General features: G+C 66.9%; 24 protein-coding genes. 10 read left to right on the forward strand and 14 right to left on the reverse strand.

Annotated features, from left to right (window positions below):
- The first annotated feature begins 127 nt into the window (after positions 1 to 127).
- Both V5F77_RS07430 and V5F77_RS07435 read left to right on the forward strand, forming a co-directional pair.
- On the forward strand, positions 128 to 1420 hold the full coding sequence (locus tag V5F77_RS07430; protein WP_429004706.1) for an adenylosuccinate synthase: 1293 nt from the start codon (positions 128 to 130) through the stop codon (positions 1418 to 1420).
- A gap of 37 nt (positions 1421 to 1457) precedes the next feature.
- Entirely contained in the window at positions 1458 to 2894 is a 1437-nt protein-coding gene (locus V5F77_RS07435) for a hypothetical protein (RefSeq protein WP_429004707.1), read from the forward strand.
- Between the two features lie 37 nt (positions 2895 to 2931).
- Here the strand turns inward: V5F77_RS07435 and mutS are convergent, their stop codons facing one another.
- The 3 genes from mutS to V5F77_RS07450 all read right to left on the reverse strand — a co-directional run bounded on the left by mutS (position 2932) and on the right by V5F77_RS07450 (position 8702).
- Entirely contained in the window at positions 2932 to 5712 is a 2781-nt protein-coding gene (gene mutS / locus V5F77_RS07440) for a DNA mismatch repair protein MutS (protein ID WP_429004708.1), read from the reverse strand.
- A gap of 111 nt (positions 5713 to 5823) precedes the next feature.
- Positions 5824 to 7512 (reverse strand): acyl-CoA dehydrogenase family protein, encoded by a 1689-nt coding sequence (locus V5F77_RS07445; RefSeq protein ID WP_429004709.1) that lies wholly within the window; start codon positions 7510 to 7512, stop codon positions 5824 to 5826.
- A 134-nt stretch (positions 7513 to 7646) separates the two neighbouring features.
- Positions 7647 to 8702, reverse strand: coding sequence for an FUSC family protein (locus V5F77_RS07450; protein ID WP_429004710.1), 1056 nt, complete (start codon positions 8700 to 8702; stop codon positions 7647 to 7649).
- A gap of 133 nt (positions 8703 to 8835) precedes the next feature.
- Between V5F77_RS07450 and V5F77_RS07455 the strand changes: the two genes are divergently transcribed.
- Positions 8836 to 9726 carry a YihY/virulence factor BrkB family protein gene (locus V5F77_RS07455; protein ID WP_429004828.1) on the forward strand — a complete coding sequence of 297 codons (891 nt, stop codon included), beginning with the start codon at positions 8836 to 8838 and terminating at the stop codon, positions 9724 to 9726.
- Complete coding sequence (locus tag V5F77_RS07460) at positions 9723 to 10217, forward strand: MmcB family DNA repair protein (protein ID WP_429004711.1); 495 nt, start codon at positions 9723 to 9725, stop codon at positions 10215 to 10217. Before V5F77_RS07455 ends, V5F77_RS07460 begins: the two co-directional genes overlap by 4 nt.
- A gap of 32 nt (positions 10218 to 10249) precedes the next feature.
- Here V5F77_RS07460 and V5F77_RS07465 read toward each other — a convergent pair whose 3' ends face one another.
- The 3 genes from V5F77_RS07465 to V5F77_RS07475 all read right to left on the reverse strand — a co-directional run bounded on the left by V5F77_RS07465 (position 10250) and on the right by V5F77_RS07475 (position 12785).
- Complete coding sequence (locus tag V5F77_RS07465) at positions 10250 to 10633, reverse strand: DUF4174 domain-containing protein (protein WP_429004712.1); 384 nt, start codon at positions 10631 to 10633, stop codon at positions 10250 to 10252.
- Positions 10634 to 10796: 163 nt separating this feature from the next.
- Positions 10797 to 11354, reverse strand: coding sequence for an ActR/PrrA/RegA family redox response regulator transcription factor (locus V5F77_RS07470; RefSeq protein WP_429004713.1), 558 nt, complete (start codon positions 11352 to 11354; stop codon positions 10797 to 10799).
- 72 nt (positions 11355 to 11426) lie between these two features.
- Positions 11427 to 12785, reverse strand: a complete 1359-nt coding sequence (locus tag V5F77_RS07475) for an ActS/PrrB/RegB family redox-sensitive histidine kinase (RefSeq protein WP_429004714.1) — start codon at positions 12783 to 12785, stop codon at positions 11427 to 11429.
- Positions 12786 to 12938: 153 nt separating this feature from the next.
- Between V5F77_RS07475 and V5F77_RS07480 the strand changes: the two genes are divergently transcribed.
- Together V5F77_RS07480 and V5F77_RS07485 are read left to right on the forward strand one after the other, a co-directional pair.
- On the forward strand, positions 12939 to 14309 hold the full coding sequence (locus V5F77_RS07480) for a polyhydroxyalkanoate depolymerase (protein WP_429004715.1): 1371 nt from the start codon (positions 12939 to 12941) through the stop codon (positions 14307 to 14309).
- Positions 14310 to 14455: 146 nt separating this feature from the next.
- Positions 14456 to 15217 (forward strand): M48 family metallopeptidase, encoded by a 762-nt coding sequence (locus V5F77_RS07485; RefSeq protein ID WP_429004716.1) that lies wholly within the window; start codon positions 14456 to 14458, stop codon positions 15215 to 15217.
- A 4-nt stretch (positions 15218 to 15221) separates the two neighbouring features.
- Here the strand turns inward: V5F77_RS07485 and V5F77_RS07490 are convergent, their stop codons facing one another.
- From V5F77_RS07490 to V5F77_RS07500, 3 genes are all read right to left on the reverse strand, one after another.
- Positions 15222 to 15629 (reverse strand): DoxX family protein, encoded by a 408-nt coding sequence (locus V5F77_RS07490; protein ID WP_429004717.1) that lies wholly within the window; start codon positions 15627 to 15629, stop codon positions 15222 to 15224.
- Positions 15630 to 15747: 118 nt separating this feature from the next.
- The gene (locus tag V5F77_RS07495) at positions 15748 to 16812 is read right to left on the reverse strand and encodes an AbrB family transcriptional regulator (RefSeq protein ID WP_429004718.1); all 1065 of its coding nucleotides are present in this window, start codon (positions 16810 to 16812) and stop codon (positions 15748 to 15750) included.
- A gap of 19 nt (positions 16813 to 16831) precedes the next feature.
- On the reverse strand, positions 16832 to 18052 hold the full coding sequence (locus tag V5F77_RS07500; protein ID WP_429004719.1) for a pyridoxal phosphate-dependent aminotransferase: 1221 nt from the start codon (positions 18050 to 18052) through the stop codon (positions 16832 to 16834).
- A 250-nt stretch (positions 18053 to 18302) separates the two neighbouring features.
- Between V5F77_RS07500 and V5F77_RS07505 the strand changes: the two genes are divergently transcribed.
- Positions 18303 to 18893, forward strand: a complete 591-nt coding sequence (locus tag V5F77_RS07505) for a malonic semialdehyde reductase (RefSeq protein ID WP_429004720.1) — start codon at positions 18303 to 18305, stop codon at positions 18891 to 18893.
- Between the two features lie 176 nt (positions 18894 to 19069).
- Here the strand turns inward: V5F77_RS07505 and V5F77_RS07510 are convergent, their stop codons facing one another.
- Positions 19070 to 19504 (reverse strand): GlcG/HbpS family heme-binding protein, encoded by a 435-nt coding sequence (locus V5F77_RS07510; protein WP_429004721.1) that lies wholly within the window; start codon positions 19502 to 19504, stop codon positions 19070 to 19072.
- A gap of 155 nt (positions 19505 to 19659) precedes the next feature.
- Here V5F77_RS07510 and V5F77_RS07515 point away from each other — a divergent pair, with 155 nt between their 5' ends.
- Complete coding sequence (locus V5F77_RS07515; protein WP_429004722.1) at positions 19660 to 20175, forward strand: universal stress protein; 516 nt, start codon at positions 19660 to 19662, stop codon at positions 20173 to 20175.
- A gap of 70 nt (positions 20176 to 20245) precedes the next feature.
- On the opposite strand, the gene V5F77_RS07520 is transcribed toward V5F77_RS07515, so the two are convergent.
- From V5F77_RS07520 to V5F77_RS07530, 3 genes are all read right to left on the reverse strand, one after another.
- Positions 20246 to 21145: an SDR family oxidoreductase gene (locus tag V5F77_RS07520; protein ID WP_429004723.1), complete on the reverse strand. Its 900-nt coding sequence runs from the start codon at positions 21143 to 21145 to the stop codon at positions 20246 to 20248.
- Between the two features lie 84 nt (positions 21146 to 21229).
- The gene (gene queG, locus V5F77_RS07525; protein ID WP_429004724.1) at positions 21230 to 22414 is read right to left on the reverse strand and encodes a tRNA epoxyqueuosine(34) reductase QueG; all 1185 of its coding nucleotides are present in this window, start codon (positions 22412 to 22414) and stop codon (positions 21230 to 21232) included.
- Between the two features lie 94 nt (positions 22415 to 22508).
- Positions 22509 to 23198: a glutathione S-transferase family protein gene (locus V5F77_RS07530; RefSeq protein WP_429004725.1), complete on the reverse strand. Its 690-nt coding sequence runs from the start codon at positions 23196 to 23198 to the stop codon at positions 22509 to 22511.
- Positions 23199 to 23441: 243 nt separating this feature from the next.
- Here V5F77_RS07530 and V5F77_RS07535 point away from each other — a divergent pair, with 243 nt between their 5' ends.
- Positions 23442 to 24248 (forward strand): undecaprenyl-diphosphate phosphatase, encoded by an 807-nt coding sequence (locus V5F77_RS07535; protein WP_429004726.1) that lies wholly within the window; start codon positions 23442 to 23444, stop codon positions 24246 to 24248.
- Positions 24249 to 24252: 4 nt separating this feature from the next.
- Here the strand turns inward: V5F77_RS07535 and V5F77_RS07540 are convergent, their stop codons facing one another.
- On the reverse strand, positions 24253 to 24462 hold the full coding sequence (locus V5F77_RS07540) for a DUF1674 domain-containing protein (RefSeq protein ID WP_429004727.1): 210 nt from the start codon (positions 24460 to 24462) through the stop codon (positions 24253 to 24255).
- 129 nt (positions 24463 to 24591) lie between these two features.
- On the opposite strand from V5F77_RS07540, the gene secB reads away from it, so the two are divergent.
- The gene (secB, locus tag V5F77_RS07545; RefSeq protein WP_429004728.1) at positions 24592 to 25074 is read left to right on the forward strand and encodes a protein-export chaperone SecB; all 483 of its coding nucleotides are present in this window, start codon (positions 24592 to 24594) and stop codon (positions 25072 to 25074) included.
- Positions 25075 to 25138: the final 64 nt, after the last annotated feature.

A 25138-nucleotide genomic window follows, 5' to 3' on the forward strand; every position in this document is an offset into this window, starting at 1 on the left:
CCGGAGACCGCCTTGCCTCGCAAGCCCCGATCCCGTAAGACGCATCCATCAGGCCCCGGACAAACCGGGGCTTTGCTTTGTTCGCGCGCGCCGCTTCCGGCCGCGCTCCGGCGGAGGACCGCTCACCTTGGCCAACGTGGTCGTTGTCGGCTCGCAATGGGGCGACGAAGGAAAAGGCAAGATCGTCGACTGGCTCTCCGAGCAGGCCGATGTGGTGGTTCGCTTTCAGGGAGGCCATAACGCCGGCCATACCCTGGTGGTCAACGGCGTCACCTATAAGCTCTCGCTGCTGCCTTCCGGCGTTGTGCGGCCGGGGAAGCTTTCGGTGATCGGCAACGGCGTCGTGCTCGATCCCCAAGCGCTGGTGGATGAACTCGCCCGCCTCGCGGCGCAGGGCGTCGTCGTCGGACCCGAGCGTCTGCGCATCGCCGAGACCACCCCGCTCATCCTGCCGCTGCACCGCGAGCTGGACGCCCTGCGCGAAGGCGCCAATCCCGGCACCCGCATCGGCACCACCAAGCGCGGCATCGGCCCCGCCTATGAGGACAAGGTCGGCCGCCGCGCCATTCGCCTTGTGGACCTCTCCGATCTCGCCAGCCTGCCGGCCAAGGTGGAGCGCCTGCTCAGCCACCACAATCCGCTGCGGCGCGGCCTCGGCCTTGCCGAAGTGGATTCTGCAACCCTGATCGCCGAGCTGGAAGCCATCGCCCCCAGGGTCCTGCCGTTCATGGACCGGGTTTGGGAGTTGCTCGACCATGCCCGCCGCGATGGCAAAAAGATCCTGTTCGAGGGGGCGCAGGGGGCGCTGCTGGACATCGACCACGGGACCTACCCCTATGTGACCTCGTCCAACACCGTCGCCTCCTCGGCGGCCAGCGGCTCGGGCGTGGGACCGGGGGCGCTGGACTATGTTCTCGGCATCACCAAGGCCTACACCACTCGCGTCGGCGAAGGTCCCTTCCCGTCCGAACTCACGGACGAGGTGGGCAAGGCGCTCGGCACCAAGGGTCGCGAATTCGGCGTCGTCACCGGCCGCCCGCGCCGCTGCGGCTGGTTCGACGCGGTGCTGGTGCGCCAGACCGTGCGCACCTGCGGCATCCACGGCATCGCGCTGACCAAGCTCGACGTGCTGGACGGATTCGAAGAACTGAAGGTGTGCGTCGGCTATCGGCTCGACGGCAAGGAGATCGACTATCTCCCGGCCGAAAGCGGCCAGCAGGCGCGCGCCGAGCCGATCTACGAGACCATTCCCGGCTGGAAGGAATCCACCGCCGGCGCACGCTCCTGGGCCGATCTTCCGGCCGAGGCGGTGAAATATGTGCGCTGGGTGGAGGAACTGATCGGCTGTCCGGTGGCTGTGCTTTCCACAAGCCCGGAACGGGATGACACAATTTTGGTGCAAAATCCGTTTCAAGCTTAACCAAAGCTTTGCCGTTCTCCTCCAAACTTAAGCGCTGATGGCTGATTATTACCCGCTCCTGGTTCGCGCGATCGCCGGTCTCCCCTCCAACACGGGTGAGACACGAAAGATCGTGTTTGACCGCGCGCGGGCGGCGCTGCTGAAGCAATTGCGCGGCGTCGAGCCGCCGTTGCCGGAAGGCGAAATCACCCGCGAGCGCCAGTCGCTGGAAGAAGCCATCCGCCGTATCGAGGCGGAACAGAAGGCCGCCGAACCGCCCGCCGACGCACCGGCGCCCGAGCCGGCGCCTGCGGAACCCCCACCGGCCGCTCCGGCACGCCCTGCCGCCGTGCGCCGCGCCGAGCCCCCGGCGGCGAGCATTCCTCCTGCGGCCGCGCCACCTTCCAGTACCACGTCCGCGATCGAGGACGGCACCGAGCCGCACCGGCGTCGCCTTGGTGAGGCCGGGCGTCCGGTCATTCCCGTGCCAGTGCCGGAGGAAGCGCCGGCTCCGGCCGACAGCGCCGCCACCGACCAGCGCCCGACACTTGGCAAGGCCAAGGTCGCCGGCCGCACGGTGCGCCCGCGCATGCCGGACGCCGAAGACGGCAAGGCCAGCGGCCGCGGGCGGCGCACGATCGTTTATTTCGGCCTTGCGATCCTCGCTGTCGGCGCTATCGCGCTGGCCGCAGTCAATCGCGACGTTCTGGAACAGCTCATATTCTCACGCGCGGCGGCACCCGCCGCACCGGCCGGGGGCGCGTCGCCAGAAGGCCCCAGGTCCGCGGGCGAACCCGCAAAGAGCACCGATCGTGTGGCCCAAGCCTCCGGCGAGGCCGCACGGCGCCCGCCGCCCATGCCACAGCGCCCTTCCACCGGAACCCAGCGCGCGGTCCTTTTCGAGGAGAGCGCCTCGGGCCCGCAGGGGCTACAGAGCTATGAGGGCACGGTCACCTGGAAGACCGAGACCTTCAACGCCGGGCCGGGCCTGCCACCCGATACCGGGATCCGGGCCGAGCTGCAGATTCCCGAACGGCGCATGGCCCTCTCCTTCGTGCTCCGCCGCAACACCGACCAGACTTTGCCCGCCTCTCACACCATCGAAATCGGCTTCACCTTGCCGCCGGATTTTCCCTATGGCGGCATCACCAATGTGCCCGGTATCCGCATGAAGCAGACCGAGGCCGCTCAGGGTGCGCCGCTGGTGGGTCTCTCGGTGCGGGTCAATCCCACCTACTTCCTGGTGGGTCTCTCCGCCGTGCCTGCCGACCGTCAGCGCAACATCCAATTGCTGCAGACCAGGCCCTGGATCGACATTCCCGTGGTCTATACCAACAACAAGCGGGCGATCATCGCGTTTGAAAAGGGTGCGCCCGGGGAACAGGCGTTCCAGGATGCCTTCACCGCGTGGGGCGAGTGGCAGCCGCAGCCGACCACCCCGCCACCCCTGGACGCAGGCACCGCACCCATGGCCCCCGCACCTGGCGGCGGCTGATCACCAGCGCTTGTCGGCCCGCGCGCCCGAAGTCCGATCAGGCGTGCGGCCGACGTAGCCCCTTCAATCGATAGAGTTCTTCCAGCGCCTCGCGCGGCGTGAGGCTGTCGGGATCCAACCCGTCGAGCGCCGTCAGCGCCGGATCACGGGCAGCCGGTCCTGGCTCCGCCGGACGGCGCACCGCCGCCGCGAACAAAGGCAGTTCATCCAGCAGCCTTTGGGCGGGCGAGACCCGTTCCGCCGCTTCCAGTTCCGCCAGAACGGATTTCGCACGCGCGATCACCGCAGGCGGAAGTCCGGCGAGCTTCGCCACCTGGATGCCGTAGGAGCGATCCGCCGCCCCGGCAATCACCTCGTGCAGGAACACCACGTCGCCCTGCCATTCCGCCACCTTCACCGTGGCGTTCATCAGCCGGTCGCAGCGTTGGGTCAGCGCGGTCAGCTCGTGGAAATGCGTGGCGAACAGGGCACGGCTGCGATTGACCTCGTGCAGATGCTCCAGGCTGGCCCAGGCGATCGACATGCCGTCGAACGTCGAGGTGCCCCGGCCGATCTCATCGAGGATCACCAGCGAGCGGGCCGTGGCCTGATTGAGGATCGCAGCGGTCTCTACCATCTCCACCATGAAGGTCGAACGCCCGCGCGCCAGATCGTCGGCTGCCCCGACGCGCGAAAACAGGCGATCCACAACGCCAAGCCGGGCCGCCCGCGCGGGCACGAAGGAACCGGCCTGCGCCAGCACGGCGATGAGCGCGTTCTGGCGGAGAAACGTGGATTTACCGGCCATGTTGGGGCCGGTCACCAGCCAGACGCGGCCGGCTTGCTTGCCGGGCGGGGCGGAAAGATCACAATCATTGGCGACGAATGGTCCGCCCCCCCTGGCGAGCGCCTGCTCCACCACCGGGTGGCGGCCGCCCTGCACGTCGAAATCCACGTCCGCTGTCATCTCGGGGCGGACATAGCGCTCGTCCACGGCAAGGCGGGCGAGGCCGCAAAGCACGTCCAGTTCCGCCAGTGCTTCGGCGGCCGCCCGGATCTCACCCGCCTGGGTCACCACAGCTGCGGAAAGCCGGTCGAAGATGTGCTGTTCCAGCGCCAACGCGCGCTCGCCGGCGCTGGCGATGCGGCTTTCCAAGTCTCCCAGCTCCACGCTGGTGAAGCGCACGGCGCCGGCCAGACTCTGGCGATGCACGAAGGTCGTGGAAAACGGCTGTTCGCGCAGCTTCTCGCCGTGCTGGGCCGTGACCTCGACGAAATAACCCAGCACCGCATTGTGCCGGATCTTCAGCGAGCGGATGCCGGTCTCGTCCACGTAGCGCCGCTCCAGCGCAGCCACAACGCGTCGGCTCTCGTCCCGCAGCGCGCGCGTGGCATCGAGATCGGAATCATAGCCGGCGCGGATGAAGCCCCCGTCGCGGCGGGTGAGCGGCGCCTCCGGTTCCAGCGCCTCGGCCAACTCGCGGGCGAGGGTACGGTCCATGCCGGCCAGCGCGAGAATGCAACGGGAAAGATCGCGCGGCGGCTCCTCGGCAAAGGCGGCGGCCAGCGCGAAACCCTCCTCCAGCCCCCGGCCGATGGCAGAAAGATCGCGCGGGCTGCCGCGCCCGAGTGAGAGGCGCGACAGCGCCCGCGCCAGATCCGGCGCGCCGGCAAGGCCACGCCGCAGAACCGCAAGGATATCGGCATGGCCGGTGAGGAATTCCACCGCATCATGACGATCGCGAATGGCGGCAAGATCGGTGAGCGGCTCGGAGACGCGCCGCGCCAGGAGCCGCGCGCCCGCCGCCGTCACGGTGCGATCCACCGCCGCCAGCAAGGAGCCGCGCCGCTCGCCGGAAAGGGTGCGCACCAGCTCCAGATTGGCGCGGGTTCCCGCATCGATCAGCATCAAGGCGCCATCGGCCTCGCGCACCGGCGGGGCAAGGGCGGGCCGGGCGCCAAGCTGGGTGCGCTCCACATAGGCGACAATGGCGGCGGCGGCGATCAGCTCGGCCCGGGAGAACGCGCCGAAAGCCTCCAGCGTCGCCACCCCGAAGAAACCGGAGAGCCGCGCTTCCGCGCCCGCCCCTTCGAAGCCCTGACGCGGCAAGGGCGTGACCGCCGGCAGGCTGTCCCAGATCTCGCGCAGCTCGCCATCTTCGTAGAGCGCATCAGAAATGAGCACTTCCGCCGGTTCGATGCGGGCGAGGTCGGCGGCAAGAGCCGTGCGGCTGGTGGAGACCACGCGGAAGCCTCCCGTGGATACGTCCGCATAGGCCAGGGCATAAGCATGCGCCTCCCCCTCCCCCCCTGCACGGGTGCGGGCGACGGCCAACAGCACATTGTCGCGCTTGGCATCGAGCAGCGCGTCCTCGGTGAGGGTGCCGGGGGTGACGAGGCGGGTGACGTCGCGGCGCACCACGCTCTTGCCGCCCCGCTTGCGCGCCTCGGCGGGATCCTCCAATTGCTCGCAGACCGCGACCCGGAACCCCAGCGCGATCAGCTTGTGGAGATATTCCTCGGCGCGCGAGACCGGCACGCCGCACATGGGGATGTCCTCGCCCAGATGCTTGCCGCGCTTGGTGAGCACGATACCCAGCGCCTGGGACGCCTGTTCGGCGTCCTCGAAGAACAATTCGTAGAAATCGCCCATGCGATAGAACAGCAGGCAGTCGGGATTGGCTGCCTTGATCTCCACGAACTGGGCCATGACCGGAGTGACATGACCCTCCACCGCGCGGGACGCCTCGGCCTTGCCGGCGCGCGGCGCATCCGCCGGCAACGCGGGCTCGGCCCCGTGTTCACCGCAATCCGTGGGAGAAAGGCCTTCGCTGATCATGGCCGCACGCTAGAGCACGCCGGCGGGCAAGGGAATCGCGCGGTCGGGCTTTCCCCCGCCATTGCGGCCGAACCCGGCGCCAGCCGCACCGGCGTCAAAGCAAGGGGCAGCTCAGTTCCCGCCTTCCAGCAGGCGCCGGGCGATGACCTGGGCCTGGATCTCGGCCGCACCCTCGAAAATGTTGAGAATGCGCGCGTCGCACAGCAGGCGGGAGACCGGATATTCCAGAGCGAAGCCGTTTCCGCCGTGGATCTGCAAGGCATTGTCCGCCGCCGCCCAGGCGACGCGGGCGCCCAGCAGCTTGGACATTCCGGCCTCCAGATCGGTGCGGCGTCCCTCGTCCTTGGCGCGGGCGGCGAAATAGGTGATCTGGCGGGCAATGGCGATCTCCACCGCCATCATCACGATCTTGTCGGCGACGCGCGGGAAGGCGATCAGCGGCTTGCCGAACTGAACCCGTTCCTCGGCATAGCGCAGGCCCACCTCCATCGCCGCCTGGGCGACGCCGACGGCACGGGCCGCGGTCTGGATGCGGGCCGCCTCGAAGGTATTCATGAGCTGCTTGAAGCCCTGCCCTTCCTCGCCGCCGAGGAGCTGGCCGGCCGGCACCTCGAAGCCGTCGAAGCCGATCTCATATTCCTTCATGCCGCGATAGCCGAGCACCTCGATCTCGCCGCCGGTCATGCCCTTGGCGGGGAACGGCTCTTCGTCCGTGCCGCGCGGCTTTTCCGCCAGCAGCATGGACAGGCCGCGATAGCCGGGCTCGGCCGGATTGGTGCGCACCAGCAAGGTCATCAGGTCGGCACGAACCGGGTGGGTGATCCAGGTCTTGTTGCCGTTGACCTTATAGACGTCTCCCTCCTTCACCGCGCGGGTCCGCAGCGAGGCGAGGTCCGAGCCGGTGTTGGGCTCGGTGAAGACGGCTGTGGGCAGGATCTCCCCCGAAGCCAGTTTGGGCAGATAATGGTCCTTCTGCGCCTCGGTCCCGCCGCCGAGGATCAGCTCGGCCGCGATCTCCGAGCGGGTGCCGAGCGAACCGACGCCGATATAGCCGCGCGAGAGTTCCTCGGTGACGACGCACATGGCCTCCTTGGAGAGGCCGAGGCCGCCGTATTCCTCCGGGATGGTGAGGCCGAACACGCCGAGATCGGCTAGACCCTGAATGATCTCCATGGGGATATAGGCGTTCTTGAGGTGCCATTCGTGGGCATGCGGGGCGACCTCCGCCTCGACGAAGCGGCGGATTTCCGTGCGCATGGCCGCCATGGTCTCGTCGAGGCCGGCATCGCCAATCGTGGCGCTGTGGCTCTCGCGGATGATGGTGGCGAGCGCGGCCCGACTCTCGGCCGTGTTGCCGCCGCGCGCCAACGCGACGATGGCCGGCTCTGCCCGCAGGGCGGTGATGGTCTCGGGGCCGAGGAACAGATCCTCCAGGCGCACGATCTCGCCCTGGCTCATGGGGATGCCGCCGAGGATCTGCGCCACATATTCGCCAAGCCCGATCTGCACCAGCAGCCGCTCGGTCTCGCCGAACGTGCCGGCGGCGGTCAGGCTATCGGCATAATGCACCAGCTCGCGCACACCGAAGACGTAAGTGGCGAGCCAGGCCAGCCCGTGGGAGGCACGCTGCTCGGCTTCGAGCAACTTTGCCGAGAGCTTTCCGCCTTCGCTGACCCGCGCGCGCACCTGGGAGGTTGCTTCCGCCAGCACGTTCTGCAGCACGCCGGTCGCGGTCCGGCCGAGGGCAACGGCATCGATGGGCGCGGCATCGAGCGTTTGGAGCGCGGCGCTGGTGGACATGGCGTGAAGATCCTCGGGTTGTGCGATGCGGAATTTTCTTGCCAGATTATCTCGCGACCGCCGCGACGCAACGGGAGATTTACCATCGACGGCCCGCGCGCCTTTACGCCGGCCCGGCCAAGCCCGCGCGCCCCTCAAGGCTGCCCGCTGCGTCCTTCCGCGACGCGCGCCGCAAGCTCGGTCAGATTGTCGTGGACATACGCGCAACTGGCCGCCGCAGCGTAAAGTCGCATCAGGCTCGCGCCTTCGCCCGCCAATGCACCCGAGCTGCTCAGGCGCTCCATCTCCGATTCCAGAGTGGCCACCGCAGCATCGACTGGCGCCAGATCCGGCATCGGCCCACCGCGCAGCGCAGCAGCAACGCCACGCACCCCCAATGCGAGGGATTGGGCCGCCGCCCAGAGCGCGGGGCGTACCTGCTCGGCCACCGCCGACGGCAGGGCTTTGTCGGCACCGCGCAGCAGGATAATGACCGAATGCCACAGCCGCCGCCCGCCCCGTACGATCGGACCGGGATCAACGCCGGTGCTGAACGGCCCCACCCGCTCCCGGCGCGCTTCGCCGGCCCGCACATCCGCCGCCCGAAGGGTGACCCGCACCTTCTGGTTCAGCACATCCATGCGCGCGGGATCGAGCCCGCCATCGAGCAACGCATGGGTCCCGGCCTCCAGCAATTCGGCACAAGCTTCCAGAGCATCGGCCACGTGAGGAAACAGAAAACCCACCGCCTTATCGGGAAGGATGAGAAGCGCACAGGCAAGACCGACGACCCCACCGAGCGCGATTTCAAACACGCGCTCCAGGCCCGAAATCCAGGGATCAGCATGGGTCGGATCGGCAAGCATCACGATCACCACCGTAACCGGCGCCAGTTTGAAACTCATGCTGCGCGCCGAGAGCAGGGCGGTCAGGAAGGTGCCAACCAACAGCAGCGCGAAGGTCAGCTTCCAGGATGGTCCGGCAAGGATCGCGAGCACCACCCCGATCCCGCCGCCGGCGAGCGTTCCAAGACAGCGGTCCAGCGCCACCGCAAGGCTCGCCCCGAGGGAAGATTGCACCACCAGTATGGCGGTGAGCACGGCCCAATAGCCTTTGGAGAGATCAAAGCCCCAGGCGAGCAGATAGGCCAGGGCGGCTGCCACCGTGGCCCGTGCGGCAAGGCGAAGGTGGGTGGGATCGATGCGCGGCAAAACGAGTTTACCTCTGGATGGATGGCCCTGCGTCGGGGTTCTCCTTTATCATGTGCACGCCGCAGGGGAACGCGCCGTGCGCACCCGCCCCTTGCCGTGATAGGCACGCTGCCAAAGGAGTTCGGCCTCGGTGATGGTGAAGCGCGCCTATCGGATTATCATGGATGCGGTGTGGGCCTTCGTCGCCGACGACGGGTGGGCGATCGCGAGCCATATCGCTTTGTCGATCCTGATGTCCCTGTTTCCGTTCCTGATCTTCGTCACCGCATTGGCGGGCTTCCTCGACCTGCGACCGCTGGCCAACGAGACCATCCAGCTCATCCTCGACACTTGGCCCCAGCAGGTCGCGGCCCCCATCGCCCAGGAGATCCGCAGCGTGGTCAGCCACGTGCGCACCGACGTCATTACCTTCGGCGTGGTGCTGGCGCTGTATTTCTCCTCCAATGGCATCGAAAGCCTGCGAATCGGCCTCAACCGCGCCTATCAGGTGAAGGAGGCGCGCGCCTGGTACCGCCTGCGGTTCGAATCCATCCTGTTCGTGATCATCGGCGCGGCGGGCATGCTGGCGCTGTCGTTCCTGGTGGTGCTCGGGCCGCTGATCTGGCGCACGGTGCTCCACAACGTTCCTGCGCTCCAGCCGCTGAGCGGCATCGTCACCGCCGCCCGGTTCGGCGCCACCACCATCATCCTGATCATCGGCCTTGTCGTGGCGCACCTGTGGCTACCGGCCGGCCGGCGCTCCCTGCGGGAGGTGGCGCCGGGCATTCTCATGACGCTGACGCTCTGGCTCGTCGCGGCGACCGCCTTCGGCATGTATCTCGCCGAATTTCCGGCCAATTACGTCACCACTTATGCCGGCCTCGCTTCGGTGATGATCGCGCTCGTCTTCCTCTATCTCACCGCGACGATCTTCGTGTTCGGCGGCGAATTCAACGCCGCCATCGCCCGGGCCCGCGAGGCGCGCCAGCGCGCCCATCTCGATGCCGGGGAGCGCGACCGTTTGGTGATGGAGCCCGATCTGTGAGTGCGGGGAGCCTGGGGCCTGCAGGCCCGGTACCGCGGGCCGACGGCCGTCAATCGCCGACCGCGCTGGCGTTGCAACGCGGCGTGCTGCGCCATTTCGCGGCGCTCGGCCTGATCGGCATTCCCGAGTTCTGCCTCGCCTCTGGCCGGCGCGCCGATATCGCCGCGCTGGATCCCCGGGGGGAAGTGAGCATCGTCGAGATCAAATCGAGCGTCGCCGACTTCCGTGCCGATGCCAAATGGCCGGACTATCGCCTCCATTGCGACCGGCTCTATTTCGCCGTGACGGTGGATTTTCCGCTGGAGATCCTGCCCGAGCAGGTGGGAATCCTGGTGGGCGATGCGTTCGGTGCAGCAATGATCCGCCAGGCGCCGGCCCATCCGCTTCCCGCAGCCACCCGCAAGGCGCTGCTGATCCGGCTCGCCCGCGCTGGCGCGGGCCGGCTCGCCGGGCTCTATGATCCCGAGCTGCGCGGCATGAGCGACCTTTAAACCCGCAGGACCAGACCGAGCCTAACCGGGGCTTATTTGCCGGCGCCGTCGATCAGCTCAAACAGGGTCTGTGCCGGAACCGGCGCATCCCAGCGCCGGATCACCTTTCCGTCGATACCCACCAGGATCACCTGAAAACCACCTTGCGGCACCTCCAGCCGCTGGAGTTGGGCCTCGCTCGGCGCTTCCACCTCCACCACGATGAGATCGCGCGCGAGCACGCCCGCGACCGCCTCGTTGAGGGTCTTCATCTGGGCGGCAAAGGCGGGACCCTGCGTACTGGGGGTGACCAGGAAAACCGCGGGCGCACGGCCGCGATAGGTCTCCAGGGTCTGGGCCGAAACGGCGCCGGCCCCCTGCAGCGTCACCACCAGGGCGAGCACAAGGGCCAGGCGAACGAGTGATGTTCCTGCCATGCCGCCAGAGGTCCGCCGAGCCGATAAAGGGAGCCTACCGATCCGCGAACGGGACCGGGCGGGATCGCTGAGCAACGCCCAGGGCGGTAACGTCGCGCCAGCCCGAAGGTTCCACGTCGTGTTACGAACTTGTCCGCGCTGGCGCAATCTCAGGCGGTATCAGTCAGCGCGGCGCGCGTTTCGCCAGGATGCGCTGTAGGGTGCGGCGGTGCATGGAGAGCCGGCGCGCTGTCTCTGAAACATTGCGGCCGCACAATTCGTAGACACGCTGGATATGCTCCCACCGCACCCGGTCCGCCGACATGGGATTTTCCGGCGGCGAGGGTTTGTGGTCGGCATTGGCCATCAGGGCGGCGACGATGTCGTCGGCGTCTGCCGGCTTGGCGAGATAGTCCACCGCACCGAGCTTCACCGCCGTGACCGCCGTGGCGATATTGCCGTAGCCGGTGAGAACGATGGCACGGGCGCCCGGGCTTTTCTTCTTCAACGCGGAAATCACGTCGAGCCCGGTACCGTCGCCGAGCCGCATGTCGACCACGGCATAGGCCGGCGCGCCGCTTTCCACCAGGGACAGGCCTTCCGCAACGGTCTCGGCGGTCGCGACCTCGAAGCCGCGCGCCTCCAGCGCTCGCGCCAGGCGCTGGAGAAAGGAGCGATCGTCATCGACGATCAGGACGGAGCGCGGGCCTTCGATTTCAGGCAAGGTGGTTTCAAGCGTCATTCTCGTCTACCTCTTGGGCGCGCCTTCTGCCGGGGGCGCCTGTTCCGGACCGGAGCGGCCTTGCGGCCGCGCTCAGCCCAGCTTGGTTTCAGCATAGGGGGCGGGACGGGCTTTTGTCCCACCGTCTTCCGGATCCATCTCGATGGTGTTGCGCAGCCAGGAGATCCTCACCTCGGCGCCGCGCCCCGGCATGGCCCGGTTCTCCACCACCAGCGAAGCGCCCGTGCGCTCCAGCAACGTCTTGGCGATGAAGAAGCCGAGGCCGAGGCCGCTTTCCTCCTCGCTGTCCTGGCGGTTGCGCGCACGGCTGGTCACATAAGGCTGGCCGATGCGGTCGCTCACCTCGGGCGAGAAGCCGGGTCCGTCGTCCCGGACCACGATATCCATCCGCGTCGTGGTCCAGCGCGCCTCGATCTCCACCCGCGCGGTCGCAAAATCCACCGCATTCTCCACCAAATTTCCCAACCCATAGATGAGGCCGGGATTGCGCGCCAGTACCGGCTCCTCGCTTCGGTCCTCCGGCAGCGACACGGAAATGAAAATGCCGAAGTCGCGGTGCGGGCCCACCACCTCCTCCAGCAGCAGCGACAATGGCATGCGGTCGAACGGCGCGTCGCCCGAGCCGAGCGAGGTCAGTGTCTGGAGAATGTCCCGGCACCGCTGCACCTGATCGCGCAGCAAGGCGATGTCCTCGGCCATGGGATGGTCGCTCGGCGTGCCACGCGCCATCTCCTTCACCACCAGGGCGATGGTCGCGAGCGGCGTGCCGAGTTCGTGCGCGGCGGCGGCGGCAAGTCCATCCAATTGAGAGAGATGCTGCTCGCGCGCCAGCACCAGCTCGGTGGCCGCGAGCGCGTCGGCCAGCTCGCGCGCCTCCTCGGTGACGCGCCAGGAATGCAGGCCGATGAAACCGATGGAGACCGCGATGGAGACCCAGGTCCCGGCAAGATACAGGTCCGGCAGCGCCAGAACCTCCGGTCCCGACCAAGGCAGCGGTTGGTGCCACAGGCCGACCGCCCCGGCGCAGCCCATGGCCAACACGCCCAGGGCCACCGTGGTGCTCCAAGACAGGGCGGTGGCGGAAATGGTCACCGGCGCGAGATAGAGCAGGGCAAAAGGATTGTTCAGCCCGCCGGTCAGATACAGCAAGGCGGTGAGCTGCAGCACGTCATAGGCCAGCAGCGGCCCGGCTGCACGATCCTCCAGCCGCCGGGCGATCGGGAACCGAACGCGCAGCAGAAGGTTCACCAATGCGGAAAGCGCCACCACCAAGAGGCAGGGAATGAGCGGGACCGGGAATCCAAGCAGGCCATGCACCACAAGCAAGGCCAGCAATTGTCCAGCCACCGCCAGCCACCGCAGGCGAATCAACGTGTCGAGCCGCAGTCCAAAGGATCTTCCATAAGGAAAGGTCGCTGATCCGTATTGCATATGCTCTCTCTGGCGGCGTCAGGACATCGTTAGGCTGACGCAAGCATAATGGTGGATGACATGGCGCAACTGCTTATTAGACCTTTTGTCGAGATTGACCGTTCGGGAAGGCGGTCACACTCTCGTCGCATAAAAAGAATGTGAGGGACGACCATGGCCATCGGTGAATTCGGCGGCGCCGCGCGCCAGCCGTCGGCACACGGAAGCACGCTGTCCGCGCCTCTGTACTGGATGTACGAGATGACGCATGCCGCGCTCAATCCATCCAGGGCGCTCGCCGACGCCAGTCGCATGTTCTTTGCCAATCCCATGAATCCGGCTTCCCACACCACGGCCGGCAAGTCCATGGCGGCCGGCTTCGAGCTGTTCGAGCGCACCACCCGCCGCTACGGCAAGCCGGAATGGGGCATCACCCATACCATGGTCAGCGGCATGAAGGTGCCGGTTCACATCAATCCCGTATGGAGCCGCCCCTTCTGCCGGCTGCTGCACTTCTCGCGCGCCTTCGAATACCCCCCGCGCCGGCCCCAGCCCAAGCTGGTGATCGTGGCGCCCATGTCGGGGCATTATGCAACGCTGTTGCGGGGCACCGTCGAAACCTTCCTGCCGACCCACGACGTCTACATCACCGACTGGGCCGACGCCAAAATGGTGCCGCTCTCCGAAGGCCGCTTCGGCCTCGACGATTATGTGGATTATCTGATCTCCATCTTCCGCAGCTTCGGCGGCGATTGCCATGTGCTGGCGGTGTGCCAGCCGGCGGTGCCGGTGCTGATGGCGGTCGCCCGCATGGAGGCGGAACAGGACCTTCATGCGCCGCGCTCGATGATCCTTATGGGCGGCCCGATCGATACCCGCGAGGCGCCGACCGCCGTGAACCGGCTGGCCATGGACAAGGGGATCGAGTTCTTCCGCCGTCATGTGATCACGACCGTGCCCTGGGCCCATCCCGGCGCCATGCGGCAGGTCTATCCCGGCTTCCTGCAGCTCACCGGCTTCATGAGCATGAACCTCGACCGGCACGTGCAGGCTCATTACGACCTGTTCCAGAACCTGGTGAAGGGCGACGGCGAGCCCGCCGACAAGCACCGCGAATTCTATGACGAATATCTCGCGGTGATGGACCTCTCGGCCGACTTCTATCTTGAAACGGTTGAAAAGGGCTTCATCACCCATGCCCTGCCCAAGGGCGAGATGACCCACCACGGCCATCTGGTGCGGCCCGAGGCGGTGCGCAACGTCGCCCTGATGACGGTGGAAGGCGAGAAGGACGATATCTCAGGCGTCGGCCAGACCTTCGCCGCCCATCGCTTGTGCGCCAATATCCCCGAGGACAAGCGCGCCCATTATCTCCAGCCCGGCGTCGGCCATTACGGCGTGTTCAACGGCTCGCGCTTCCGCTCGGAGATCGCGCCGCGCATTTCCGACTTCATCATGAACCAGGAGCGCCCGCGCGCTGATGCCGGGCATCCCGCTGGGACCCGCGCGAGTGCGGACAATGTGACGCAGCTCTTTCCGATCTGACGCAGGGAGAGGCGAAACAGTTTGACCGCATCCGCTTTTTCCCCTGCTGAAGCAGGGGTTGGGGTAGCATTTCGACAAAGAATCTTTTCACATTCGGCGATAAGTTTGCTTCAGGCCGCTTCCGGCCGATCATTCGTCGGATTTCCATGCTTTTTCGCAGGCAGGATATATCCCCGGCGGCGCGGCGCGGCGCCGAGTGGATCGAGTTGCAGCTCGACGGCGAAACCGTGCGCGTGTGCGTGCGTCGGCATCCGACGGCGCGCAGACTGACGTTGCGGGTCCGCACAGCCTCGCGGGACGTCACTCTCACCGCGCCCCCGCATGTGCCTCTCGCAACGGCCAATGCGTTTGTGCAGCGGCATCTGGATTGGGTCCGCGCGCGCTTGGTCCGGCTGCCCCAGCGGGTGCCATTCGTGCCGGGCGAGATCATTCCCGTGCGCGGGATTCCCCATCGCATCGTCCATCGCGACACCTTGCGCGGCACCTGCTCGGTGGAGATCGACCCGGACGACGGCAGCCATCTGCTGTGCGTGGCCGGCGACCTGCCACACCTTGCGCGCCGGGTCTCCGACTATCTGAAACGTCTCGCGCGCCTTGAACTCACCGCCGCCGTGCGCCGGCACGCGGCTGCGCTGCAGGTGGACGTGGGCGCCATCACGCTGCGCGATACCGCCAGCCGGTGGGGCTCCTGCGCCGCCTCGGGCGACCTGTCGTTTTCCTGGCGTCTGATCTTTGCGCCGCCCCATGTGCTGGATTATCTCGCCGCCCACGAAGTCGCGCATCGGCTGGAGATGAACCACGGCCCGCGCTATTGGCGCGCCGTGGAGCGGATCTTTCCCGAACGCAGGCTTGCCGAGGCGTGGCTGCGCGCCCACGGCTCGGGCCTGCATTGCTACGGTGCCGAATAGGACCTCAGCGCTTGCGGCCAGCGAGCGAGAACGTGCCGGCGCCGGACACGAAATAGAACATGGTACCGCCCACGAGGGCGGCATTCTTCAGGAAATGGATCTGCTGCCCCATGGCGGCGCCGGCGTCGGCCACATCCCAGAACCGATGGGCGAGCAGAGCCGTCACCATGACGAAGCCGCCGGTCAGGACCGCCGTCAAGCGCGGCACCACGCCCAGCACCAGCAGGATGGGAAGGCCGATCTCCGTCGCCGCGACGGCGATCGCCATCACCTCGGGGTTCGGCACGCCGAGCGACGCCAGATATTGCCCGGTGCCGCCAAGGCTCATCGCCTTGCGGATGCCGGACGGTAGGAACAGGGCCGCCAGCAGAAACCGCCCCACCAGCAGCGCGAGATCATCGATCCGATTCATAGGTACCCCCCTTTCGCCATAGGCCACTTGCCCACAGTCAGGCTTCACATGACTTTGTGAGCCCTGACTGAGGGTCATGGCAAGTGGCGGGACATCCGCCGCGCGCGCCCGCCCTTGCTCAGTTCCGCTGACCCTGCCGGCGGATGGTGAACAGCAGATGCGCCGCCAGGGGCAGGAAAACCGAAAGTCCCGCGAAGCGAAACAGATGGTGCGCACTCATGAAGGCGGGGTCGTACCCCATGGCGAAGCCGAGCACGGTCATGGTCTCAAGCGCGCCGGGCGAGAAGGCGGTGATCAGCTTGCCCGGGTCGTCATGGGTCAGATGGGCTGCCAGCAAAGCGAAGGCGACGGAGATGGCCAGCGCCACCGCGAACGCGCCCATTGATGCGAGCAGGCAGCTTCGCAAGGTCGCCCTGTCGGTTCCGTGGAAGCGGATGCCGACGCTGGCGCCGAGCACAACATAGCTCGGCACCAGCAGCACCGACGGCACGAACGCATGGGAGAAACCGAAACCGTGCAGCAGCGCGCTTCCCGCCATGGCGCCTACCAGCATGCCGCCGGGCACCCGCAGACGATTGAACAGCATGCCCGAGGCGAGGCTGACCCCCAGCAGCACCGCCACGTCGACCGGCGCCGAAGTCGGTACCTCGGGAGGCGTTCCCGTGGGGTGGCCGACGCTGCCCATCAGATGGGGCAGGGCCGCCACCAGCAGGAACAGCCGCATGGCCTGGGAGAACGCCACCTTGCGCATGTCGGCGGGCGTCGTTGCCGCCATCGCGATCACGGTGCTGAGCGCACCCGGTGCGGAGGCATAAAATGCGGACTGGGCATCCCAGCGCGCCACCCGCACTAGGAACGCCATGCTGCCAGCCATCACAGCGACCACGCTGACCGCGAGCAGCGCCATGGACAGCGGCCATGTGGCGGCATGGGCAAGCATGTCCGGCGAAAGGGCTGTGCCCATGGAAGCGCCGAGCACGAGAAAGCAGACGAACCGCACAGGATCCGGCACCGCGGTCGGGACACCCGCGAGGGCGATCACGGTGGTGGCAATCAGCGCGCCGGACATCCAGGCGGCGGGAAGGCCGAGCAGGAAGCAAACCAACCCGCCGAGGGCGCCGACGCCGAGAGTTACGCCGGTCGCGAACAGGAGCGCCCGGCGGGCGGAGGGAGGTTCGGCCATAGGGTTACGTTTAAATCCTTCAGCGGTCGGTGGGCCGGGCCTCCAGCCAGCGCACCAGACGCTCTGCGGCGGTACGCAACTGCGCTTCGCCGCGGGCATAGCACAGGCGCATGAAGCCTTCACCGCCCGCACCGAAAGCAGTGCCCGGGGCGAGACCCACATTCGCCTCGTCCACCAGCCGCAGGCCGAGCCGGCGCACGTCGTGCTCCCCCGCGATGCCGAAGAACAGGTAGAAGGCCCCGTCCGGCTTCACCAGATCCACCTTGCCGGTGGCCAGCAACGCATCGGCCACCAGGTCGCGGCCGTGGCGGGCACGGGCGATCTGCTCCGCGACGAAAGCCTCACCCTGCTGGAGCGCGGCCACGGCGCCGCGCTGCATGAAGGCGGCGACGCCGGACGTGGAATATTGGATCAGGTTTTCGATCACCTGCCCGAGCGCGGCTGGCGCCTCGATCCAGCCGATGCGCCAGCCGGTCATGGCCCAGTTCTTGGAGAAGGTCTGCACGAACAGGATGTGGTCGTCGGCGTCCATCACGTCGTGGAAGGAGGGAGAGCGCGCGCCTTCGCCATAATGGAAGCGGCCATAGATCTCGTCGGCGACGATCCACAGCCCATGCCGGCGTGCGAGCGCCAGCACCGCCTTCAGATCTTCCAGCGAGGCGACGAAGCCGGTGGGATTGGCGGGAGAATTGATGAAGATGGCCCGGGTCCGGGGCGTTACAGCCGCCGCGAGGGCCTCGTGGTCCAATGCGAATCCCTGCGGTCCGTAGGCGAACGGGACATAGACCGGGTGGGCGCCGGCCTTTTGGGCGGCGGCTGCCGCATTGGGCCAGGTGGGCGAGGGGATGAGCACCTCGTCGCCCGCCCCAAGCGTCATCGCGAAGGCAATCTGGATCGCCTGCATGCCCGAGCCGGTGACGAAGAAACGCTCGGGATCCGCCGGCACGCCGTAGAGGCCGGCGATATAATTCGCCAGGGCGGCTCGCAGTTCGGGCAGGCCACGCTGCCAGGTGTAGAAGGTCTCCCCGGCATGCAGCGCCTGCGCCGCCGCCTCGCAAATGAAGGCTGGGGTCTGGATATCCCCTTCCCCGGCCCAAAGCGGAATGATGCCCTCGCGATTTCGCCCGTAATTCATCACCTCCACGATGCCGCTCTCCGGCAGGGCGCGCACATGGGCGCGGACAGCCGCGAGCAAAGGGTCGGTCGCGGGATTTGTGGCCATAGGGGCAGGTGCGGTCATGACGGAGAGCCTGAAAAGCCTTTGGGCGCAGGGGCGCGGAATGTCCGAGGTCGGACAGCCGCGGACCATACCGACGTTCGCGCGCGAATGCCCATCAAATGCCGTGACGTCTGGATCATCGCTGCTGATGCATGGATTGCATTCGTGCAAAGGACGCTTGCAGGGTGACCCCCTATCTTTGCGGGTGGGGGCGACCTAAGTCGATCCGCATGACGGGGTCTGTGACCCTGCACCATCCAAGGGTAAAGCCATGAGCTACAAGATCGACCAGGCTGCGTTGGACACGCTGTTCCTGAAAGCCCGCTCGCAGAACGGCTGGACTGAGCAGGGCGTGAGCGAAGCGGACCTGCGCGCGCTCTACGACCTCGCCATATATGGCCCGACCTCGGCCAACACCCAGCCGGCACGCATCCTTTTCCTCGCGTCCGAAGAGGCCAAGGCGCGCCTGAAGCCGGCCTTGTCCGAGGGCAATCTGAAAGCGCTTGCCGCTCCGGTGATCGCGATCATCGCCTACGACCTGGAATTCTATGAGAAGATCCCGCAGCTCTTTCCCCATGCGCCAGGCTTCAAGGATCTGTTCGTGAACAATCCCGGCATGGTCGAGCCCCATGCGTTCCGAAATTCTTCTCTGCAGGGCGCCTATTTCATCCTCGCCGCCCGCGCCGCCGGGCTGGATGTCGGCCCCATGTCGGGCTTCGATGCCGCCAAGCTGGACGCGGAGTTCTTCCCGGACGGCAAGGTGAAGACCAATTTCATCGCGGCACTGGGCCACGGCGACCCCTCCAAGGTCATGCCGCGCCTCCCCCGCCTGCCGTTCGAAGAGGGCGCGAAGATCCTCTGACGCGGGGCTTCGACCGTCACGCTCCTGATAAGGCTGCACACGGGATCGTCCAGGCTCCCGCCCACATGGAGATGGCCCGGCAATTCGGCGCGCCGGGCCTCTCAAGCGCTGGTTCTGAAGGGGTGAGCCAGGGGGCTCCCCCCTGACGCAAAGTCCCGCGCCAGCCGCGTCCCGGTTCAATCCTGGCCGGGATCCGGCCGCAGGCCCGCCGCCTCGATGCCGGCGACGGCGCAGGCCTCGTCATTGTCCGAGGTATCGCCGGAAATGCCCACGGCGCCACAGATGGCCCCCGCCTCATCCCGGATCAGCACGCCGCCCGGCACCGGAATCAGATCGCCGACCACCTCGCCGGCCGCCGCGATGAAAAACGGCTGCTCCTTGGCCCGGCGGAACAGCGAGCGCGAGCCCATACCCAGCGCCAGTCCGCCGCGTGCCTTGCCGATGGCGATCTCGCCCCGCTTGAGGCTGGTGCCGTCCTGGGCCGCGAAGGCCTTGATGGCCCCGCGCCCGTCCAGAACCACGATCGCCAGCGGGCTGAGGCTCTGCGCGACCGCCTGGCGCAGCGCGGTGGAAAGGATGGTCTGGGCCTGGTCGAGGGTCAAAACCGACATGCGCGTCTCCCGTGCCGCCCCGTGCGACGGCAGGAGGAGTATTACACGCCCGCAGTGAGGGAAAGCCGCAGGCGCGAGCGCGGCGATGTGGTTTTTTGTCGAAGCGGAGGCCGCCACGTGGCAGCATCGCGCCGGGGCGCAGAGATGGCGGGCACATGAATTCCAGAACCGACAGCAATCCCAAGCGGCAGATCAACGAGCCCGGCCACCGCCGAAAATTCCTCGTGGTGATCGACGAGACGCCGGAATGCGACCGTGCACTCTATTACGCCAGCCGCCGCGCGGCGCGCACAGGGGGTGGGGTGGTGATGCTCGGCATTCTCGAACTGGAAGGCGCACGCCAGCAATGGCTCGGGATCGCCGACCTGATGCGCGCGGAGGCCACGGAAGCCATGCAGGCGCATCTCGATGACTATGCCGCCCGCGCGCGGCAGCTCGCAGGCATCGAAGCGGAAACGGTGATTCGCGAAGGGGGCAAAAGCGCCGCCTTGCTGGACCTCATCGGCGAGGACCGCGACATTGCCATTCTGGTGCTTGCCGCCGGTGCCGGATCGGACGGCCCGGGACCGCTGGTCGCCGCCGCCGCTGGCCCGCACGCAGCGCGCTTTCCCATTCCCGTGACGATCGTCCCCGGCGCGCTTTCAGACGAGGAGCTGGATGCGCTGGCCTGAGCGGATTGATGGAAAGCTACTGATAAATAACGATCATTAACCGGAAAATAAAAATAAAAGCGCCGACTAACTATTTATCACGCCCCTCGCCTTCGGCATAAAGGGCAGCCAGCCCCTGGCGATAGGTGGGATAGGTCAGAGTCACGCCAAGCTCGTGTTTCAGCCGCTCGTTATCGACCTTCTTGTTGGCTCCCCAGAAGGAAAGCGCCATGGGAGACATCTCCCGGGCCGCCTCCTCGAAGGGAATCGGCACGGGCGGTGCAACACCCAGCAAGGTTGCAGCGGCGATGATCGGATCGCCGGGCGAGGTCGGCAAATCATCGGTGACATTCACCATACCGTTGAACCGGCGCTTCACCGCATTGCGGATGCTGGCGCAAATGTCGTCCACATGGATGCGGTTGAACACTTGATCCGGCTTGTCGATGCGCCGTGCTTCGCCCTTCGCCACCTGCACCAAGGCATTGCGGCCCGGCCCATAGATGCCGGCAAGCCGCAAGATCGCCACCGAAACGTCCCGCGCGCCACCAAAGCGCATCCAGGCCGCCTCCGCTTCAAGCCGCCGCTCAAGGCGCACGGAACCGGGGCGCGGCGTGGTGCGCTCGTCGACCCAGGCGCCCTTGTGGTCGCCGTAAACGCCGAGGGTGGTAAGATAGACGATGCTGCGCAGATGGACGTTGGCCATCAGCGCCGCCTTACCCACCGCCAGCAGCGGATCGCCCGCCTCACCCGGCGGCGCGGACAGCAGCAGCACGTTGGCGGTGCGCAAGGCCTGCTCCAGATTGGCCGACAGATGGCTTCCATCGAACGGCAGGCCGGTGACCTGCAGCCCGGGCTGGGACAATTGAGCAAGCGCCTGCGCACCTTCCCGGGTGCGGCTGGTGCCGATCACGCGCGAAAACAGCTTAGGCTCGCGCACCAGAAGGCGGCGCCCGCAATATCCAAGTCCGACCGCAAGAAGCGTGCTCATCTTATGGGTGATGACGCAGGACCCGCCTCCCGGCAAGGGCGAAAGCTCCCGTCCGCGCCGATCATCTGACGAGGGAACCAAGGTTCAGGCGGCGCCGGCGCGCCATTCGGCCTCCACGTCGGGATCGGGATCGCCGGCGCGCGCGGCAGCCAACCGGGCGAAATCCGCGCGCGGCATCAGGCGCGACAGCGCCCAGACCGCCGCGCCCCGCACCACCGGCGCCTCGTCGGCAAGCAGTGGCTCGACCAGCGGCAGAACTCCGGCGTTGCCGGAATTACCCATGGCGATCAGCACGTTGCGCACCATGCGCACGCGTCCCGTACGCTTGATGGGGCTTTTGGCGAACCGGGCGCGAAACGCCGCATCATCGAGCGTCACCAGATCGACGAGCGCCGGGGCGCGATTCTCGGCCCGCGCGGCGAGCTTCATTTCCTGGCCAGCCTGCGCGAACTTGTTCCAGGGACAGGCGGCGAGGCAATCGTCGCAGCCATAAATGCGGTTGCCCATGAGCGGGCGCAGGTCGCGCGGGATCGGCCCGGCATGTTCGATGGTGAGATAGGAGATGCAGCGCCGCGCATCGATTTTGTAGGGCGCGGGAAACGCCGCCGTCGGGCAGGCATCCAGGCAGGCGCGGCAGTGCCCGCAATGGTCGGCGGCGGGCGCATCCACGGGCAGATCGAGCGTGGTGGCGATGGCGCCGAGGAACAGCCAGGAGCCGCGCGCCCGCGACACCAGATTGGTGTGCTTGCCCTGCCAGCCGAGCCCGGCGGCCTGCGCCAGGGGTTTCTCCATCAGCGGCGCGGTATCCACGAACACCTTCACATCGCCGGTTCCCGCCTTGGTCAGCAAGGCGCGGGCGAGCCGCTTGAGCTTGGCCTTGATCAGCTCGTGATAATCCTCGCCGCGGGCATAGACCGAGATCACGCCGGCATTTCTCTCGGCAAGCGCGGCACGGGGATCCTCGTCCGGCCCATAATTCAGGCCCAGCATGACCACGGTGCGCACCTCGCTCCACAAGGTGCGCGCATCGGCGCGGCGGTCGAGGGTTTCCGCCATCCAGGCCATCTCACCATGGTGGCCTTGGGCCACCCAGTCGCGCAGGCGCGGCCCGGCGGCAGAGGCGACCTCAGGATCGGCAATGCCGAAGGCATCGAACCCCTCGGCCAAGGCAAGGCCGCGCAGATGATCCTTGATCCCGGCCACATCGGGCGACACCGACGCCCTCTCCGGGGTGCGGAGGAGGGTCGGGAGGGAGAAGGTGCCGGTCATGGGGGGCTGCATGGGACTAAGGGAAGGGGCGTTCCCCCTCCCCGGCCCTCCCCCGCACACGGGAGAGGGGAATTTCCGCACACTGCCGGCCCGTTCAGAAATCCAGGTCCGCGTAGGTGCTGGAGGCCGGCATACCCGGGATGGAATCGTTCAGCAGGCCACGAAAGGTCGGGCGCGACTTCAGCCGCGCGTACCAGGCCTTTGCATCCTCGTCCTCGTCCCACGGCACATCGCCCAGATAATCAGCCACCGAGAGATGCGCGGCGGCGGCAAGATCGGCATGGCTCATGCGGTCGCCGGCCAGCCAATTGCGGCCCTTCGCCAGCCATCCGATATATTTGAGATGGTACCGCAGATTGCTGCGCGCCGCACGCAGGGCCTGCGCGTCGGGCGAGCCACCGCCCTGATCCGACTTCATGTAGCGCTTGTAGATGCGCTCGCGCAGCAGATGCTCTGTGCTCTCGAGGAACAATTTCTCGTTGAACCAGGCCACCAGACGCCGCACCTCGACGCGCCCGGCCGGGTCCTCCGGCAGCAGGCGCCGGTCGGCAAGCGCAAGGCCGCGGGTCTCGTCGAGATATTCCGCGATGATGCTGGCGCCAGGCACCGAGGGGGCCTGCTGCTCCACCATAACGGGTGTTTCCCCGGCAGGGTTGAGCGCCAGGAACTCGGGCTTGCGCTCCCACACGCGCACTTCCACCAGCTCCGGCTCGATGCCGTACTCGGCAAGCAGGAGGCGCACGAAACGCGAATGGGGACAGAAAGGATGATGGTGCAGATGCATGTCTTGGGGGGTTTCGCCGCTGCGGCTGACCTTCGTCTAGATCGGTTCTCGCAGTGCCGCAAGACCGAATGGGCGCGTGCGCTGTGGCAATGCGGCCACATGGTGAACCAAACCAGACCCCTCCCCCAAGGTCGCCCGGCTTGAGCTTCGGCGCTTTTGGATTGCACCGATTAAGCGAAAATTTCAGGATGCCGCCGCTTCATGGCCCCTGGCCATTTCCCAATCTCGCCCGGACAAGACGCCATGACCCTCGGCACAATGCTCGAAGCCCTATTCCTCGGCCTGCTGGAGGGCTTTACCGAATTCCTCCCGGTTTCCTCCACCGCGCATCTGCTGCTGGCGGGCCATTTCCTCGGCTTCGAGAGCACCGGAAAGACCTTCGAGGTGCTGATCCAGCTCGGCGCGGTGCTCGCCATCCTCACCGTCTATTTCCAGCGGTTCCTCAAGGTGGCCCTCGCGCTGCCCACCAGCCCTGGTGCCCGGCGCTTCGTGCTCGGCGTGCTGGTCGCCTTCCTGCCGGCGGCCGTGATTGGCGCCGCGGCGCACGGATTCATCAAGGCGGTACTGTTCGAAAGCCCGATGCTGATCTGCTTCACGCTGATTTTCGGCGGCATCGTGCTGCTGTTCGTGGACCGCATCGTCCCCACGCCGCGCTACAACAATGCCATGGGCTTACCTCTGCCGCTGGCGCTGAAAATCGGCTTCTTCCAGTGCCTCGCCATGATCCCCGGCATGTCGCGCTCGGGCTCCACCATCGTCGGCGCCATGCTGATGGGCGTGGACAAAAGGGCGGCGGCGGAATTCTCCTTCTTCCTCGCCTTGCCCACCATGTTCGGGGCGTTCGCCTATGATCTCTACAAGAGCCGCAACATCCTCTCGCTGGATGACGGGCTATTGATCGTCATCGGCTTCGTCGCCGCCTTCTGCGCGGCCGTCCTGGTGGTGCGCTCGCTGCTCGATTTCGTCTCGCGCCATGGTTACGCGGTGTTTGGCTGGTGGCGTATCATCGTCGGGGTGGCCGGCCTGATCGGCCTCGCCATCGTCCACTGAGTCTTTAGAAGTCGGAGGCGATGCCGCCGACTTCCCAATCGCCATAGCGTACCGGCTCGGCGCCGCCGCGCCCGTTGACTTCCCTCGGCAGGGATTTGGCGACCGCATCGATGGCCGCGCGCCGCTCCGCCGCCTCGGCAAGCGCGCGCTCCGCCTCCGGAGACAGGGGCTTTGCGGGAACCGTGGCCGGCGGGGTGGTTTCGCGTTCGGTCATGATGCTCTTCCTTTTCGCAGCGGAGCGGCGCGCCGCGTCCACGTTGCCGTCCTTGCCCCTCGTCCTGAGGCGTGGTAGCGACCCGCCACCTCGCAGGGGACGAGGACCAGCCTCAAGGGAGAGACGAGCATGGCGACTCAAAATGGCGGCCAGACGGACAATGTGGCGCCTTCGCTCAATGTCCTCGCACAATATATCAAGGATCTCTCGTTCGAGAATCCCAATGCGCCCCATTCGTTGGCCACCCCCACCGGCCAGCCGGACGTGAGCGTCCAGATCAATGTGAACGCCCGCCCCCTCGCCAACAACGAGTTCGAGGTGGAGCTGAAGGTGGACGGCAAGGCTTCGGTCCAGGGCAACACCATGTTCGCCTTCGACCTGGTCTATGGCGGCATCTTCCGCATCCAGGGCATTCCCGAGCAGAGCCTCCAGCCGGTGGTGCTCATCGAATGCCCGCGCCTGCTGTTCCCGTTCGCCCGCCAGATTGTCGCGGACGCGGTGCGCAACGGCGGCTTCCCGCCCCTGATGATCGACCCCGTGGACTTCGCCAACCTCTACCAGCAGCGCATGATGGCCGAAGCCCAGCGCCTGCAGCCGGTCGGCCAGGCCTGAGGGATTCCCTTTCTCCCGGCGCGGGGAAAGGTCCGGCATTTAGCGCCGAGTAAGCGGGTTAGAG

This window comes from Roseixanthobacter psychrophilus, assembly GCF_043195195.1.
Classification (GTDB): Bacteria; Pseudomonadota; Alphaproteobacteria; order Rhizobiales; family Xanthobacteraceae; genus NCEH01.